This is a genomic window from Pseudomonas sp. JUb42 (assembly GCF_024807945.1).
Classification (GTDB): Bacteria; Pseudomonadota; Gammaproteobacteria; order Pseudomonadales; family Pseudomonadaceae; genus Aquipseudomonas.
In genome coordinates, this window is record NZ_JANUFD010000012.1 from 187504 (window position 1) to 204515 (window position 17012).

The window sequence follows — 17012 nt, forward strand, 5'->3', positions numbered from 1 at the left end:
CTGCAATCTCAGGAGCCTGCTGGATGAATCGCCAACGCCCCCCTCACCTTGTGGCAACGCCGTCAGCTGCGGCAAATGTTGAAAATCCTGCTTCCCACCCACCTGTATGGCACTACGGCCCGAGCATATCGGTCGTTGGCAGCAATGGCCTGGGCATTTTTGGTTTCTACCTTGCGCTGCTTTTGCTTGTGCCGGGCTACGGGCTGGCGATGATGCTCATCAACGGACTTGAAGCGATACATGGTGTGCCGGCCAGTCATGAGTCGAGCCTCACGGGCTCGCCGCTTATCCTGTTCCTGCTTGGCATTGCAGTGCTCATTGCTGTGTTCTTCGCGTGGATGGCCTCTGAGCCTCAAGTGCAGGCCTTCACGTTCGACGAAAGCCAGCAACTGCTTACCCTGACGGTTACCCGTCGCGGCCGCAAACCCGTCGAAGTGCGTGTGCCCTTTAGCGACATCAGTTACATCCGTCCCTACGTTGTTGCGGCATTTGACCGGCATGGTCACTTCCGTGTCGTGTATCAGGGGCACAAGGGCAAGGTGTTCGAATATCAATTGGGTGACGGCACCTCTCTGCAGGAAATGGAGTTTCACGCTGCGTGGTTGCGGGGAATATTCGGGAAGCGGATGCACGAACTGTTGAATCTGGACAAATGAAAGAAACACGTTCTGCCAGCGCTGGCTCGCAACTGGCGTGATCATGCTGTACACCTTGATGCTGCAGCTGTAACAGACTGCTTGTATGCTTGCACCGCGACAAACGTGGCCGCAGTGAGTGCCGACGTTCGAATGATGACTGGAATGGAAACCGGGCTTCCTTAAGGTGCTGACTTGAAGCGTGATACCCGCCTTTTAATGCTCTTGCTCTTTGTGATCGGCTGTTCCCTGACTTCACTGACGATCTGGAAAGTCCTCTCGTCCCGCGACCGAGCGCTGGCGGAGGTGAACGTTCATGGCCTGAACCTGACTCAGGCGCTTGGCACTTACACTGAAGGCATCGTCCGGCAAAGCTCGCTGCTGTTGCTCGGACTGGTCGAACGTCTGGAAAACGAAGGCAGTGGCCCCGTGCAAATCCAGCGAATCCGTGCGCTGATTGACAGGCAGCAGCCACTGATGCCGCAACTCAGTGGTATCACTGTCTATGACAATCAGGGTCACTGGCTGATGTCCTCCAACCGGCCGATTCCGGTGGGCGCCAACAGCCGCGATCGTGCCTATTTCACTCATCATCGTGACAATCCCGACCGTGAGCCGTTTATTGGCCCGCCGATCCGGAGCCGTTCGAATTCGGAGTGGGTGGTCACCATCAGCCGCCGTTTCAATGATGCCCGAGGCGAGTTCGCCGGGGTGGTGGCCGTGACGCTGGGCGTGGAAAACTTCCTGCGCGTGTTCGGTAAACTCGATGTAGGACAGGATGGCGCAATCGGCTTGTCCTTCACCGATGGCACGCTGCTGGTGCGCTATCCCTTTCGCGAACAGGACATGGCGCGCAACTTTTCCCAAACGCCAATTTACGCCAAGTATCTCGTCGATCAAACAGTCGGCACCGCCTCGTTCACCTCCAGTCTGGACGGCGTGGAGCGGCTTTATGCTTTCCGTAAAAGCGAAACCTTGCCACTGATCACTACCGTTGCGCTGGGCAAGGATGAAGCCCTCACCGCATGGCGTATCGAGGCGTTGCTGTCGGCTGTGGTGGTGACGGGGCTGCTGGGGTTGACCGGGCTGATTGGCTGGTTCCTGCTTGTGGATATACGTCGGCGAACCCTGGCGGAAGAGGCGTTGCATGTCACCCAGCAACAGTTACTCGACTCCAACCAACAACTGGAGTTATTGGCGACGATGGACGCGCTGACCGGCCTGGCAAACCGGCGCTGTTTCGATGAAACGCTGGCCGTGCAAGCGCGCCGGGCACAGCGCGACAGCTCAACTCTGGCCTTGCTGATGATCGATATCGACCATTTCAAACTGTTCAATGATGCCCTCGGCCACGTTGCCGGAGACGCCTGCCTGCAGGCGGTGAGCAAGCTATTGCGGACATGCGTGCGCCGCCCCTCGGATCTGCTGGCGCGTTATGGTGGCGAGGAAATGGCAATCATCATGCCTGCCACCGATAGCGAGGGTGCGGCGGCAGTAGCGCAACTGATTATCGACCGCCTGCAGCAGGAAAACATTACACACCCGAACAGTCCCTTCTCGCGCGTGACAATGAGTATCGGTATTGCCACGGCGGCAGGTCCGCAGTTAGAGCCGATACTTGCTTTTATCGAAGCCGCCGATCAGGCGCTATACAGGGCGAAAGCGGCGGGTCGCAATCGATATCGCCATTGATCAGGCGTAGTTGGTACTTGCCGGTAAAGCGCGTGGCATAGTCCTCGGGAGCAACCGTCAGTCGTTGACTGAGGCTGGGTTTGAATACTTCCGGTTTTATCCCGCATTGGGCAACTAGGATTACCTGGATTTTTTTAGAATAAAATCAACGGTCTGTCCCACTGTCGGGATATTCTTCACCTCATCATCAGGTATCTCAATGTCGAATTCCTTTTCGATTGCCATCACGAGCTCAACTTGAGCAAGCGAGTTGGCGCCCAGATCTGTGGAGAAATTCGCTTCCTTGGTGACTTTTGATTCATCGACATTCAGCTTATCGACAATAATTGATTTGAGTCTGTCAAACACGCTTGCCATGGTGCACCTCGCCTTGCTTCGTCAATACACGCCTCGCAATGTTCCCCCTGATTACCAACCGCGACAACTGTCAGAAATGCTAGGTTTGACTCGTAAATCAGCCTGCGCGCCGCACTTTCTGCCATTTCCCTGATCTATCTCTGTCACAACCACACCGCCCCTGGCGTGGACGCAAGAGTCAGATTGCCTGCCGATGGATCGAAGATCACCTGTTCATATACCTCGGACGCTAACGCTGGCGGTACTCTTGGTGCTCAGTGCCACAGCCTGCACCCAACAAGACGGCCGTGACATTGCCCGGCAGTTCAGCAATGGCAAACCCGATGAGTTTTTCCAGACCACGGTGGATCGCGTGGCGACGTTGGGCATGCACGACAATCTGCAGAGCCTGTATCTGCTGATGAACAAGCTGTATCTGCGCAACCCGAATCAGTGGCGGTTGTCGGGGTATACCGATGCGGTGACGGCTGCCCGGGAGATTCGTCGGGCGATTGAGCAGCGTCAGGCGCTGCCTGCGCTGGGCGATCGGCGTGATCTGGCGGCCTTGAGTTATTCCTTGAGTCCGGAGTTTCGTGGTGATCGGGTGGGTGCTTTTATCTATGCGATTGGCAGCATGTTGGTGACGGCCCATGGCGGGCGCACACAGTTTTATATGACTGACTCGATCAATCCGCAGTTTGTCAGCAATGCCGCGCGCAATATCGAGAAGGCCACCTGGCTGCTCAGCCAGCGCCAGGATGCCAATGGCGCGCTGATGCTGTTCTCCAACGAGATATCGGAGCAGGGCAGTAATCTCAGTTTCGCCGTGGAGTTTGGCAAGATCGTCGCGCGCCTCGATTTGCTCGCGCAGATTCTCGATGAGCGTTATCGGCGCATCGGGCTTAATTACGCACAGAGTTTGTTGCTGATGAACTTCCTGCCGGTGCAGTAGCATCGTGTAATTGTGAAAAGTACCGCTTATCCATTACGCCTGGTCATATCCCGGTACTGTTCTAGCCTTGTTTCCCTTCAATAATCATCGAATAAAAAGGGGGCAGTATGCCATCGCTCACCCAACGCACCGACTGGTACGGCACTACTAAAAGCGATGTCATCGACGGTGTCGAAGGCAATAACATTCTCTATGGTAACGCCGGTAATGACGTACTTACAGCAGGCGAAGGCGAAGGCGTCAGCCTGTTGATCGGCGGTGCTGGCAACGACCGCCTGATCGCCGGGAGTCAGGACGATACCTTTCGTTTTACCAGTGAGAGCGACAGTTATTCCGACAGCACCGGCGGCCATAGCGATTTGATCGTGGGGTTCGATCCCGCCCATGACAAGCTTGATCTGACAAGTATCGGCCTGGACGGAATAGGTCATGGTTATGGTGGAAAAGTTGATCTTGTGTACAACGAGGCGCTGGACCGCACTTACTTGCGCAGCTATGAGCATGACTATATTCCCGGCGAGGATCTTAAGTACTTCCAGGTCGCCCTGCAGGGTGATTACCGCACCACGCTTACCGATGCCAACTTCTGGAATCTCGAGGAGCGTGACCAATTCGACGACGTCCTGACCGGCACTGACAGGGGCCAGGAAACCCTGGCGGGGCAAATGGGTCGCGATGTGCTCAACGGTGCGGGCGGAGATGATCGTATCGTCGGCGGTCTGGATGGCGACACGCTCACCGGCGGTAGCGGCGCAGATACTTTCTTCTTCGCCACCGTGGCCGATAGTTTTCGGGTCGACGCCGATGTCACCCACCGCGACCTCATCACTGACCTCCATGCCGCCGAGGGCGATTTGATTGACCTGTCCATGCTGGGTTTCACCGGCCTGGGCGACGGTCACAATGGCACGCTGAAGCTCAGCGTCAATGCCGCTGGCACGCAGACTGCCCTCAAATCACTGGACCCGGATGCCGAAGGACATAGCTTTGAAATTCTTTTCACCGGTGATGTGCGCAAAGCACTCAGCACAGGCAGCGTGATTTTTGACAGTAACCAGACCACTGCGGTCATTGAGAACGAGATCGAACTTATCGGGCTGGTCCCGACCCCACCTGAAGCAGTCTGATCACTTGCTCTAAACGCGCTGCATAAATTCAAAATGCCGATACACGGTCAGGCCTTAGTCCGGGTGCTCTAGATAGGGCCTCCCGAGCTTGGGCTGTGTGTCGGCTACGAATAATGCAAGAGATCATACCATCATCACAGTATACAAATGAAAAACACCATGCTAGAACTTAACCAAGCTTAACGCCTGCCTAGCGACGCCGAGCCCAGGTCTGGATCGCTGCCTTTCAGTGGCCCCAATAAGAACATCATCTCATCACACCAGCTCTCGGAGCCTGTAGGTGAGTCGGAGAAACGCCATGCATGACAGCTCCGCTTCCCGGGTCGAGCAATCGGCCATACGCAGCATTTCCCTACGCCTTGTGCCATTCGTGGCGCTCATGTTTTTCATCAATTTCCTCGACCGCACGGCGATCTCGTTTGCCGGCCCCAATGGCATGACCCAGGATCTGGGCCTGACCATTGCTCAATTCGGCCTGGCCTCGGGGATCTTCTTCATCGGCTACATCCTGCTTGAGGTGCCAAGCAATCTGGCGTTGCACAAGTTCGGCGCCCGCAAGTGGCTGGCGCGAATCATGGTGTCCTGGGGCATCGTTTCGTTGCTGTTCACCTGGGTCAGCAGTGTCGAAGGCCTGTACACCCTGCGCCTGTTGCTCGGCATCGCCGAAGCCGGTTTCTTCCCGGGGGCGATCCTGTTTCTCAGCCTGTGGGTGCCGGCGCGTTATCGCAGCAAGATCCTCGCGCTGTTCTACCTCGCGCAACCGCTGACCATTGTCATCGGTGCACCACTGGCGGCCTGGCTGATTGGTCATGACGGTCTGTTCGGCCTGTCCGGCTGGCGTGTGATGTTTCTCGGCGTGTCATTACCGGCCATCGCCGTGGGTCTGATCGCCTGGTTCTATCTGGTCGATCATCCTTCCCAGGCCAAGTGGTTGAGCAGCGAAGAAAAAACCTGGCTGATCGGCGAACTGGAGCGCGAGCACAGCGAGTCAGCCAACAGCAAGCACCACATCGGTGTCGGCGCGGCCATGCTCAACGGCCGGGTATGGATGCTTTGCCTGATCTACTTCGGCTTCATCTACGGGCTGTACGCGCTGTCGTTCTTCCTGCCCACCATCATCGGTGGCTTCCAGGCGCAGTTCGGCACCACGTTCAGCGTCTTCGAGAAGGGCCTGATTACCGCGATCCCGTATCTGCCAGCGGCTGTGGCGCTGTACCTGTGGTCCCGCGATGCGACCCGGCGCGGCTGCCGTACCTGGCACATTGCGCTGCCAGCCCTGACTGGCGCAGTGAGTATCCCCCTGGCGCTGTATATGGGGTCGCCGACCGCCACTGTCGCGGTGATTACCATCACCGCCTGTTCGATCTTCGCCGCGCTGCCCAATTTCTGGACGCTGCCTACCCAGTTCCTAACCGGCGCGTCTGCGGCGGCTGCTGTGGCGCTGATCAATACCGTCGGCAACGTCGCCGGTTTTTCTGCGGGCTTCGTGACCGGTGCACTCAAGGATTACACCGGCAGTTATTCGGTTCCGATGATGGTGGTCGGCGGCCTGATGCTGATGTCCGCGGTGTTGATGGTCGCCCTTGGCGCCCGCCGGCCTCAGGTCGACGCCAAACCGATGGGCGTGCCGCCTCAGGCCTTCCAGGGAGAATAAGAAATGACCCGTTTGTTCAATCAACCTTCTGCCTTCGCCAGTGAGCTGCTGGAAGGATTCGTTGCCGCGCACCGCGACAAGGTGCGTCAGGTGCCCGGTGGCGTGATACGCAGCACCCAGTACAAACCCGGCGAAGTGGCGGTGGTGATAGGCGGCGGCTCGGGGCACTATCCCGCGTTCGCCGGTCTGGTGGGTCAGGGGCTGGCCCATGCGGCGGTCATGGGCAATCTGTTCGCTTCACCCTCCGCGCAGCAGATCTACGGCATCGCCCGTACCGCGCAAAAGGGCGGCGGAGTGTTGCTGGGGTACGGCAACTATGCCGGTGACGTGTTGCATTTTGGTCTGGCCAAGGACCGGCTCAATGCCGAAGGCATCCCTTGCGAAGTGATCGCGGTCACCGACGACATTTCCAGTGCCTCCATTGACGAACGCCACAAGCGGCGTGGCATTGCCGGTGACCTGGTGGTGTTCAAGGTCGCGGCGGCCTCCAGTGAAGCCGGATACGATTTTACCGAGGTGGTGCGGGTTGCACGTCACGCCAACGCCCGTACCCGCTCCCTGGGCGTGGCGTTCTCCGGTTGCACGCTGCCGGGCGCCGAACATCCGCTGTTCGATGTGCCAAAGGGTCGCATGGCCCTGGGCATGGGCATTCATGGTGAGCCGGGCATCAGCGAGGGCGCGGTGCCGAGCGCCGATGAGCTGGCACAAACCCTTGTTTCGTCCTTGCTCAATGAGTTGCCGGATGGCATCACGCAAGCGTCAGGCCAGCGTGTCGCGGTCATCCTCAATGGCCTGGGCAGCATCAAGTACGAAGAGCTGTTCGTGCTCTATCGGCGTATCGCCCAACTGCTCGATGCCGCCGGGCTGACCGTGGTCGAGCCCGAGGTCGGCGAGTTGGTCACCAGTTTTGACATGGCCGGGCTGTCGCTGACCCTATGCTGGCTGGACGCCGAACTGGAAGCGTTCTGGTGTGCGCCGACTTTGACGCCCGCCTACCGCAAGGGCTCCCTGCACATTGCCCAGCAAGAGATCGAAGACGCTGCCCAGTTCACCGAACAACAGGTGATACCGCCCGCCAGCGCCAAATCCCGGCGTTCTGCACACTGTGTGATGCAGGCTCTGGAGGCGATGCAGCGCGTAGTGGTGGAGCAGGCCGATGAACTGGGCCGCATCGATGCGGTGGCCGGTGATGGCGACCATGGCATCGGCATGCAGCGCGGGATCATCGCCGCTGTCGGCAAGGCTCGTGAGGCCCTGGCCTTGAATGCGGGTGTCGGCACCTTGCTGCGCTTTGCCGCTGACGCCTGGGCCGATGAGGCGGGCGGTACTTCCGGCGCCATCTGGGGGGTGTTGTTGACCGCTTTGGGGACTTCGCTGGGAGATCGCCTGGAACCGGACGCGATCTCGGTGGCTGACGGTATCGGCCGGGCCAGCGACGGCATTCAGCATTTCGGCAAGGCGCAGGTCGGCGACAAAACCATGGTCGACGTACTGGTGCCGTTCAGCGCGGCACTGAGTGAAGCGGCCGGGCAGGGCCTTGAGTTGCATCAGGCCTGGCGCATCGCGGCACAGGTCGCCAGCGCTGCCGCCACTGCCACCGCCCAACTGCGCCCGCGCATCGGTCGCGCCCGGCCCCTGGCGGAAAAAAGCCTCGGCACCCCGGACGCAGGCGCGGTATCGCTTGCCCTGATCATCAATGCCATCGAGCCCGTCCTGTGGACCGGCACCCTGGCTCCCCGTCGTATCGAGGAGACTGTTCATGAGTGACATTTTGCGCATCGTCATCGGCTCGGATGACGCCGGTTATGAATATAAGGAAGCGCTTAAGCGCGATCTTATGGGCTATGCGGACGTCGAGCTGATCGAAGACGTCGGCGTCGACAGCCAGAGCCATACGGCCTATCCGCTGGTGGCCATCGCCGCGGCGGAAAGGGTCGCCTCGGGGGCGGCTGACCGGGCGCTGCTGATCTGCGGCACGGGTCTTGGCATGGCGATTTCGGCTAACAAGGTTCCGGGTGTACGCGCGGTGACGGCCCATGACAGCTTTTCCGTAGAGCGGGCGGTGCTCAGCAATAACTCCCAGGTCCTGACGTTCGGCCAGCGGGTCATCGGCATCGAGCTGGCCCGGCGCCTGCTCAAGGAGTGGCTGACCTACCGTTTCGATGAGCACTCGGCGTCGGCGCAAAAGGTGCAGACCCTGACCGATTACGAGCGAGTAAGCGCGCGATGAAAACGCCCGTGGTGAGCAGACCGGTGGTGACGCTGGGCGTCAGCCTGAAGATGTACTTCGGCTACCGCCGCACCCTCGATTGGTGCCAGGCCATTGCCGCGCAGCTGGCGGCCAATGCCGATATGCGTAGCGGCGCGATCGAGGTGTTCATCATTCCCAGCTATCCGACCCTGGCGCCGGTATTGGAGATATTCGACGGTCTGGCCCAGGTGGGCGCGCAGAATCTGTTCTGGGAAGACGAGGGTGCTTATACCGGCGAAGTCAGCCCAAAAATGTTGCGGGAGATGGGCTGTGGCGTTGTCGAAATCGGCCATGCCGAGCGTCGTCGCCATTTTGCCGAGACCGACCGGCAGATCGCCGACAAGACCGCTGCCGCCTGGCGCAATGGCCTGACACCGGTGCTGTGCCTGGGTGAGGAGCGCCCAATGGGCGTGAGCGAGGCCGTGCAGGTGTGCCGCCAGCAACTGGATTCATCACTGGCGGTAGCTCGACGCAGCGGGCTTAGTGGTGAACTGATCCTGGCCTACGAACCGCAATGGGCCATCGGTGCGGCGCAACCGGCGTCTGCGCATTTTATCGGCGAGGTTTGCCAAGGCCTGCGCGACGCTCTGGATGACTCGCGTATCCGGGTGATCTACGGCGGCAGCGCCGGGCCCGGTCTGCTGAGCCAGCTCGATGGCCAGGTCGATGGGCTGTTCCTGGGACGTTTCGCCCATGATCCGCTAGCTTTTCAATCGATTCTCGAGGAGGCGGGCAGCCAGTGTGCCGCAGCCCCGGTCCGCAGCGAGGAGGGCGTCCAATGGCAATCGGCCTGAGTACCTATTCGTTTTTTTGGCGCGCCAGCGAGCGAGTGCCGCATCCGCTGGATCTGCCGCAGATGCTGCAACAGACCGCCGAACTGGGCGCCGATGTTTTCCAGATCTGCGACTTCAAGGCCATCGAGGCATTCGGTGTCAGCGAACTGCTCGACCTCAAGTGTCAGGCCGATGACCTCGGGCTGGAGCTGGAGCTGGGCACGCGCGGCCTGGACACCGAACATCTGCGCAAATACCTCGGGTTCGCCGAGATTCTCGGGGTGCGGCTGATTCGCAGCATGTTCAACAGCAACAGCCTGAAACCAACGTCCGATCAGGCCCTGGCTCTGCTGCAAACGGTGATCCCGCAGTTTGTCGAACAGGACGTGAAGCTGGCCCTGGAAACCTACGAACAAGTGCCGACCCGCAGGGTTCTGCAGGTGATCGAGCGCATCGACAGTCCCTGGCTGGGCATCTGCCTGGACCCCGGCAACTGCGTCGCCGCGTTGGAGAACCCCACGGACGTCATCGACATGACCGCTGAACGGGTGCTCAACCTGCACGTCAAGGATTTCGCCTTTTCACGGCGCGACGGTTGGGTCGGTTTCACCTTCGCTGGCTGCCCCATGGGCGAAGGCCTGCTGGATTACGCCTACATGCGCAGCAAGGTGCGGCCCGACACGCGGCATATCAACCAGATCATCGAACACTGGCTGCCCTGGCAGCTCGATGCAGCGAGCACCTGCGCTCTCGAAGACCAGTGGACTCGCCATAACCTGAATTACCTCACTACAAGACAAACCGAGGAGTGACCCCATGACATACGAACTCAAAAAAATTGCGATTGTGGGTGCCGGCGGCAAGATGGGCATGCGCATTTCCAACAACCTGCAGGGCAGCCACTACAGCGTGACCTACTGCGAAAACTCGCCCAGGGCCCAGGAGCAGATCCTCGCCACCGGCCGAACCCTGTCGGCGACCAATGATGTGGTGCCCCAGGCTGATGTGGTGATCCTCGCGGTGCCGGATGTGGCGCTGGAAACGGTGTCCGCCCAGGTGGTGCCGCAGATGAAGAATGGCGCCATCCTGCTGACCCTTGACCCTGCCGCGTCCTATGCCGGGCTGCTGGCCCAGCGCGACGGCATTCATCAGGCGGTGGCCCACCCTTGCCATCCTTCGGTGTTCCTGGAGCGCTACACCAAGGAAGAGCATGCCGACGCCTTTGGCGGTAATGCTGCGGTGCAGGATGTCTGCGCGGCGTTCGAGAGTGGCAACGACAAGCAGCGTTCGGAACTGGCCAATATCATCGCCGTGATGTACGGCCCGGTCGGCGTGGTGCACTGGGTAACGGTCAAGCAGTTGGCCTATCTCGAACCTACCCTGGTCGAGACCGTCGCCTGCATGGTCGGCAGCTTCATGAAAGAAGCGCTGGACGAGACCATCAACCGTATCGGCTTACCCGAGGCGGCGGCCAAGGCCATGCTCTACGGGCATATCCAGATTGCCCTGGCGGTGTCGTTCCGCAGCACCAACCCGTTCTCCGATGCCTGCATGATCGCCATGGAGTATGGTCGCGAGCAGATCATCAAGCCTGACTGGAAGAAGATCTTCGATGAGAAAGAACTCGACCTGATCATCGCCCGCATGCTGAAGATCGACGCGGTGCGCAAAGCCGACGCGGCTTGATAGGTACGCAAAATCGACTACTTTTTGGCGTCCGGGGTGGCAGCACCTGCGGGCGTCTTTTTATTTGTGCGGCCAGGGAGATTGATCATGGAGAGTAAACCGCTGCGGGGCGCGCTGATCGGTTGCGGTTTTTTCGCCCTCAACCAACTGCGTGCCTGGCAGGATCTGGACGGCGTAGACATCGTCGCCCTGTGCGATAGCGACCCTGAACGGCTCGCCGAATTTGCCAGGTACGCCCCCGAGGCGGGGACCTTCAGCGACGCGCAGATCATGCTGCGCGAGCTGGAGCTGGACTTCATCGACATCGCCACGCCGACCTCGGCGCACAAACCGCTGGTGCTGATGGGTGCATGGGCAGGGGTCGATATCATCTGTCAGAAGCCATTCGCGGCGACCCTGGACGATGCCCGGCTGATGATCGATGCCTGTGCAGAACACAATGTCGGGCTCACCGTGCACGAAAACTTCCGTTGGCAGGCGCCGGTACGGGCCACCATCGAGCACCTGCGCAATGGGGTGATCGGCACGCCGTTTTTTGGCCGGGTGAGTTTTCGCAGCGGCTTCGATGTCTACCGTTTGCAGCCTTATCTGGCCAAGACGCCGCGCTTCATCATCGAAGACCTCGGCGTGCATGTGCTGGACATTGCCCGGGCGTTGTTCGGTGACGTCGCCCGCCTGACCTGCGAGACGCGGCGAATCAATCCGGTCATTGCCGGTGAGGACGTCGCCACGGTCATGCTCGCCCATGAACAGGGTGTCACCAGTGTGGTGGATTTCAGCTACGCCACGCGGCTGGCCAACGATCCCTTCCCGCAAAGCCTGATCGAGGTGGACGGTGATCGTGGCTCGTTGCGCCTGCTGGCCGATTTTCGTTTGCAGATCCACGATGCCCACGGTCATGTCGAAACCCTCGACGTTGCCCCGGTCGCTCCAGCCTGGAGCGATGCACCGTGGTTTCCCATCCAGGAAAGCGTGCTGCGCCTGCAGCGCGAGTGGCTGAGCAACCGCCTGCGCGGGCAGGCATCGGAGACTTGCGGCGTGGACAACTTCAACACCCAGGCGTTGGTGGAAGCGGCGTATGAGTCGGCGGTCAAGGGTATGACCGTGGTGCCTGCCAGGCTTTGAACCAAGCGGGTGAGCGCAAGTCAGTTCTGCAGGAGCGAATTCTGTGTGGTAGCGAATTGTGGGAGCGAATTCATTCGCGAAGAGGTCAGTACATCCGCCGCATTTGTGGCGTCTGTGCTCCCGCTTTCGCGAATGAATTCGCTCTCACAGTGTTCCGGTGATTCAGTAGGTTTTGCGTTGTTTGTAAGAGGCGGTTCCCGCTAGATCGGTAGTGACACCTAGCGCATGCCAAAGCCGCCTTCGCGCACTTGCTTGCTGTTGTCCTTGGACACCATCACACAGTCCACTGACTGTTTCTCCGGCTTGTCGGACTTGCCGGTGCGCAGGAAGTGGTCGGCCTGCTCCATGGCCATGGCGGCCATCTGAGTCGCCTGCTGCAAGCCGGTCGCGATGATCGGGCCATCACCGGCAATCTGCCGGACGACATCGGGGTTGCCGTCGATGCCAACCACTTTGACGTCGCTCTTGCCCGCATTCTTCAACGCCGCTGCGGCGCCGAGGGCCATGGTGTCGTTGCCGGCCAGCACGCCGACGATATTCGGGTTGGCCTGGATGATCGATTGCATGACGTTGTAGCCCTGGGTCTGGTCCCAGTTGGCCGATTGCTGGGAAACCATCTTCAGGTCCGGGATCTGATCAAGCACCCGGTGAAAGCCTTTCGAACGCACATGGGCGTTGACGTCCGAGCTGCGTCCGATCAATTCCACATACTCGCCCTTGTAACCGACCTGATCAGCGAAGTATTCGGCAACCGAGGTCGCACATTGCGAGTTGTTGGATACGATCTGCGCCGTGGCGATGCCGTTGGCGTTGACTTCGCGGTCGATGAGAAACACCGGGATCTTCGCTTCCTGTGCCCGCTTGACCGCCGCGATGGAGGAGTCGGAGCCGGCGTTATCGAGAATGATCGCCGAGGCGTTGTCGCCGATGGCGGTCTGCACCAGACGCAACTGGATATCCGGATCGTCCTGGTGGACCAGGGCGTTAGTCTTGTAGCCGAGCTTTTTCGCGGCGGCTTCGGCAGTGTCGGATTCGGCCTTGTAGAACGCATTGCTATGGGACGGCGTGATGATCACGATCAGATGATCGGCCGCTTTGAAATCGGCTGCCGAAGCGGCCAGGGGCAGGAGCGAGGCGGACAATACCGCCAGAGAAAGCAGCGTGCAGGAGAAGAGTCTTTTCATTGTTTTAGTCATCCCTCTATGGAGTAAAAATCACGCGGCAGTCGTCGGTGAGCCTCGGTCTTCCTGAGCCTTGGCCTGACGCTCCGCACTGGACTTTTCGACACGGCGTTGCAACTGATCGACCACCACCGCCAGCACGATCACCGCGCCGGTAATAACGGTCTGCCAGAAGTCTGAAATGCCCACCAGCACCATGCCGTTGCTCAATACCCCGAGCACAAAAGCGCCGATCAGCGTGCCGCCGATGGTGCCGACGCCGCCGAACAGCGAGGCGCCGCCAAGGACCACCACGGCGATGGCATTGAGTTCGTAGGAGGTGGCGATGGCCGGGTTGGCAGCGCCCAGGCGCGAGGCGATGATCAGCCCGGCCAGGGCGGCGCAGAATCCGGAAATGGCGTAGGTGCCCATTTTCACCCGACTGACCCGTACTCCCGACAGTTCGGCCGCGCGCTCATTGCCGCCGATGGCGAACACCTGGCGGCCAAATACCGTCTTGCGGCTGATGTAAACGGCCACCAGGGTCAGGATCAGCATCAGCCAGATCGACACCGGCACCGACAGTACCCGGGCAGTGCCGAGCAGGAGGAAACCACCGTTGTACAGCTCGGCCTGGCCGGCCAGGTCACCGTAGGTCGCGCCGCCGGAGACCAGCTGCGCGGCGCCGCGAGCCATGTACAGCATGCCCAGGGTCATGATGAACGGTGTGACCTTGAGCCGCGTGATGAACCAGCCATTGATCGCGCCGACCAATGTACCCAGGGCCAGGCTGAGGATGCACACCACGGGAATGCTGAAGAAGGCCGACACCCCCAGCCACGGCAGGCGTAATCCTTCGCTGATCAGATAACCGGCGACCATCGCCGCCAGTCCGGCCACTGCGCCGACGGACAGATCAATCCCGGCCGCGAGAATCACGAAGGTCATGCCAATGCCGAGGATGGCGAACACCGCCACTTGCTCGGCGACGATGACCAGGTTGCGTGCCGACAGGAACGAGGGCGCGATGGAAGAAAACAGGATGATCAACAGCAGCAGGGCGAGATAGGCGCGCAGACGCAACAGCAGTAGCGGTAGCGAGCGCATGCTCAGGGACGGGGATTTGCGGGCAGGCAGGGACAGTGATTCGGCCATCATGCGGTTTCCTTCTGAATGGGTGCCGGGGTTGTCGGCTCCTTGCGCGAGACTTGCGACCAGCCCACCAGTGTCGGTTCATCCAGTTGCTGGCGGCTGAGGCTGGCGGTGATACGGCCCTGGCACATCACCAGTGCGCGATCGGCGCCACCGATGATTTCGCCCAGGTCGCTGGAGGCGTAGAGAATGGTCAGACCGCTCTTGGCCAGGCGGTCCAGCACTTCGAACAGCTCGCGACGAGCCTTGATATCGATTCCCCGGGTCGGCTCATCGAGCAGCAGGACATGGGGTTCGGTGAGCAGGTTCTTGCCCACCACGACCTTCTGCTGGTTGCCGCCGGACAACGACGATATGGCGATGCCTGCATGCTCGGTCTTGATGTGCAGTTCCCGGATCATCCGCGCCACGTCAGCGTCCATGGGCTGGCGGGCCAGGCCATCGGCACGCCGATAGCGGACCAGGTTGGCCAGCAGCAGGTTGTCGCGCACGCTCGCGCTGGTCACCAGGCCGAGCTTTTGCCGGTCCTCGGGCACCAGGGCGATACCGGCGCGGATGCGTCCGGCGATGTCCTGGCGCAGCGGCAGCACCTGGCCGTTGAGTTCGATACGGCCGCCGATGGCCTGACGCAGACCGATCAGGGTTTCGAACAACTCGGTGCGGCCGGCGCCCATCAGCCCGTAGAAGGCGACAATCTCGCCCCGGCGCACGCTGAACGAGACCTTGTTCAACAGCAGCGAACCGCGCTCGCTGGCGACTTCCAGATCGGTCACCCGCAGTACCTCCCGGGCGTCCTCCTGCTCGCCTGGATCCCTTGCGGCCCGCAGTTCAGTGCTCATCTGGCTGCCGATCATGCGCTCCACCAACCAGTCGATGGTCACGCTGCCGCGCACGCCGGTGCCCACCAGATTGCCGTCGCGCAACACGGTGAAGTGGTCACCGATCTCGATCAGCTCTTCCAGACGGTGAGAAATGTAAATGATTGAAACGCCCTGGCGCTTGAGGTCGGCAATCAGGGAGAAGAGGATGCCGACCTCCGCCTCGCTGAGCGAAGAGGTCGGCTCGTCGAGGATCAGCACCTGCACATCGCTGACCAGTACCTTGGCAATCTCGATAATCTGCCGCTTGCCGATGCTCAGGTCCTGTACCAGGGCATCGACGTCGATGTCCTGGCCCATGCGCTGCAGGGTGGCCCGGGCCAGCTGGCGTTGTTCGCCCAATAGCAGTCTGCCGAAACGGCTGCGCCGTTCCTTGCCCATGAACATGTTCTCGGCAACGCTGAGGTTGGGGCACAGGTTGAGTTCCTGATGGACGATGCCGATTCCCAGCGCCATGGCCTGTCGGGGATTGTCCAGGGTCAGGCTCTCGTCACCGGCAAACAGCTGCCCGGAGGTCGGTTGCTCGATGCCGGCGAGGATTTTCATCAATGTTGACTTGCCGGCACCGTTCTCGCCGATCAACACATTGACCTTGCCGTGCACCACGTCGAAATCCACGCCCTTTAGCGCGGTAGTGCCTTGATACACCTTGCGGATCTGCCGGGCACGCATGGCCAGGGGCGCGCCGGAGGAGAAAGCATTCATCCGGCTACTCCTTCACCGTCAGGCTGACGGGCATGATACGAATCGACGTGGGGGACTGCAGGTTGAACACGCCGACGAAACTGACGGTCTTGCCCAGCAGGCTGGCGGCGGGGGCCTTGCCATAGGTGCGCGCCAGGGCCTGCTTGTTCAGGGCGGCGGCAACGTCGGCGTATTGGGTCTGATTGGTAAAGGCGTTCAGCGACATATTGCTGGCCACGTCGCGCAGCACCGTGCTGATCACCAGCGGCCCGGTCAGCAGTTGAATCTTCTGCTGAGCCAGCTCGGGATGATCGGGAAACTCCAGGGTCAACAGACCCATGGGCGACTTGAGATTGGCCTCGGCGACCCGTGCGGTGCCACTGACCACGAAGTTTTTGCTGTTGCCGTCATGATTGACGGCGTAGCGGCTGGCCGCGTCGGCCGGGTTTGCGGCGATGGCGGCCAGTACCGGTGTCAGGTCGACCACATGCTTGTCCAACATCGGTTGCACGTCGCTGGCCCATTGCTGTTCGACGTACTGTTCGGCGTTGAAGCTGTTGATGGCGAACTTCTGGTTCTGCCCTTGGGCGTTGGCGCTTTGCGCAGTATTGAAGACAACCCGGCCGGTAGCCGGATCCAACGGGCGCAAGGTGACGAGCGGGGCACCGATCAGAGTCGTTGCTGCCCATACCGCAGCGGCGACGCCGACGACGGCGATTGCGGGCAGGCCGCGGAAAAAAACCGACGGTTTGCCGGATACAGTCAAGCTCATGCAGATTCTCCTCGCCTTATGGCGTTTTTTTGTACTTGTCAGGAGGTTCAGTCATCACTATATATCATCATCATACCAGTTCAAGATAGCGTCTTTTTTCGGCGCTGAAAGCTAGCCTGGTCTAGTTTGCTGTCG

Annotated in this window: 16 protein-coding genes; 11 read left to right on the plus strand and 5 right to left on the minus strand. The window is 60.4% G+C overall.

What is annotated here, in order from left to right:
• Positions 1–23: 23 nt before the first annotated feature.
• Both M2401_RS23265 and M2401_RS23270 read left to right on the plus strand, forming a co-directional pair.
• Positions 24–656 (plus strand): hypothetical protein, encoded by a 633-nt coding sequence (locus tag M2401_RS23265; RefSeq protein WP_259106189.1) that lies wholly within the window; start codon positions 24–26, stop codon positions 654–656.
• A gap of 174 nt (positions 657–830) precedes the next feature.
• Positions 831–2327 carry a sensor domain-containing diguanylate cyclase gene (locus M2401_RS23270; protein ID WP_259106190.1) on the plus strand — a complete coding sequence of 499 codons (1497 nt, stop codon included), beginning with the start codon at positions 831–833 and terminating at the stop codon, positions 2325–2327.
• Positions 2328–2447: 120 nt separating this feature from the next.
• Here M2401_RS23270 and M2401_RS23275 read toward each other — a convergent pair whose 3' ends face one another.
• The gene (locus tag M2401_RS23275; protein ID WP_259106191.1) at positions 2448–2684 is read right to left on the minus strand and encodes an acyl carrier protein; all 237 of its coding nucleotides are present in this window, start codon (positions 2682–2684) and stop codon (positions 2448–2450) included.
• 193 nt (positions 2685–2877) lie between these two features.
• On the opposite strand from M2401_RS23275, the gene M2401_RS23280 reads away from it, so the two are divergent.
• From M2401_RS23280 to M2401_RS23325, 9 genes are all read left to right on the plus strand, one after another.
• The gene (locus M2401_RS23280; protein WP_259106192.1) at positions 2878–3615 is read left to right on the plus strand and encodes a hypothetical protein; all 738 of its coding nucleotides are present in this window, start codon (positions 2878–2880) and stop codon (positions 3613–3615) included.
• Between the two features lie 107 nt (positions 3616–3722).
• Positions 3723–4742 carry a M10 family metallopeptidase C-terminal domain-containing protein gene (locus M2401_RS23290; protein WP_310504150.1) on the plus strand — a complete coding sequence of 340 codons (1020 nt, stop codon included), beginning with the start codon at positions 3723–3725 and terminating at the stop codon, positions 4740–4742.
• Positions 4743–5040: 298 nt separating this feature from the next.
• Positions 5041–6396 (plus strand): MFS transporter, encoded by a 1356-nt coding sequence (locus M2401_RS23295; protein ID WP_259106193.1) that lies wholly within the window; start codon positions 5041–5043, stop codon positions 6394–6396.
• Between the two features lie 3 nt (positions 6397–6399).
• Positions 6400–8163 (plus strand): dihydroxyacetone kinase family protein, encoded by a 1764-nt coding sequence (locus M2401_RS23300; protein WP_259106194.1) that lies wholly within the window; start codon positions 6400–6402, stop codon positions 8161–8163.
• On the plus strand, positions 8156–8626 hold the full coding sequence (locus M2401_RS23305) for a ribose-5-phosphate isomerase (RefSeq protein ID WP_259106195.1): 471 nt from the start codon (positions 8156–8158) through the stop codon (positions 8624–8626). Before M2401_RS23300 ends, M2401_RS23305 begins: the two co-directional genes overlap by 8 nt.
• Positions 8627–8634: 8 nt before the next feature.
• Positions 8635–9441, plus strand: coding sequence for a triose-phosphate isomerase family protein (locus tag M2401_RS23310; RefSeq protein WP_259106196.1), 807 nt, complete (start codon positions 8635–8637; stop codon positions 9439–9441).
• Positions 9426–10232: a sugar phosphate isomerase/epimerase gene (locus M2401_RS23315; protein ID WP_259106197.1), complete on the plus strand. Its 807-nt coding sequence runs from the start codon at positions 9426–9428 to the stop codon at positions 10230–10232. Before M2401_RS23310 ends, M2401_RS23315 begins: the two co-directional genes overlap by 16 nt.
• A 4-nt stretch (positions 10233–10236) precedes the next feature.
• Entirely contained in the window at positions 10237–11106 is an 870-nt protein-coding gene (locus M2401_RS23320; protein WP_259106198.1) for a phosphogluconate dehydrogenase C-terminal domain-containing protein, read from the plus strand.
• An 87-nt stretch (positions 11107–11193) separates the two neighbouring features.
• Positions 11194–12231: a Gfo/Idh/MocA family protein gene (locus M2401_RS23325; protein ID WP_259106199.1), complete on the plus strand. Its 1038-nt coding sequence runs from the start codon at positions 11194–11196 to the stop codon at positions 12229–12231.
• Positions 12232–12449: 218 nt separating this feature from the next.
• Here M2401_RS23325 and M2401_RS23330 read toward each other — a convergent pair whose 3' ends face one another.
• From M2401_RS23330 to M2401_RS23345, 4 genes are read right to left on the minus strand one after another with little or no spacing between them, the layout of a single operon-like run.
• A complete protein-coding gene (locus M2401_RS23330; protein ID WP_259106200.1) occupies positions 12450–13415 on the minus strand; it encodes a D-ribose ABC transporter substrate-binding protein in 966 nt (321 codons plus the stop codon).
• Between the two features lie 30 nt (positions 13416–13445).
• Positions 13446–14549 (minus strand): ABC transporter permease, encoded by a 1104-nt coding sequence (locus tag M2401_RS23335; protein WP_259106201.1) that lies wholly within the window; start codon positions 14547–14549, stop codon positions 13446–13448.
• On the minus strand, positions 14546–16126 hold the full coding sequence (locus M2401_RS23340; RefSeq protein ID WP_259106202.1) for a sugar ABC transporter ATP-binding protein: 1581 nt from the start codon (positions 16124–16126) through the stop codon (positions 14546–14548). Before M2401_RS23340 ends, M2401_RS23335 begins: the two co-directional genes overlap by 4 nt.
• A gap of 4 nt (positions 16127–16130) precedes the next feature.
• On the minus strand, positions 16131–16877 hold the full coding sequence (locus tag M2401_RS23345; RefSeq protein ID WP_259106204.1) for a DUF2291 domain-containing protein: 747 nt from the start codon (positions 16875–16877) through the stop codon (positions 16131–16133).
• Positions 16878–17012 lie beyond the last annotated feature (135 nt).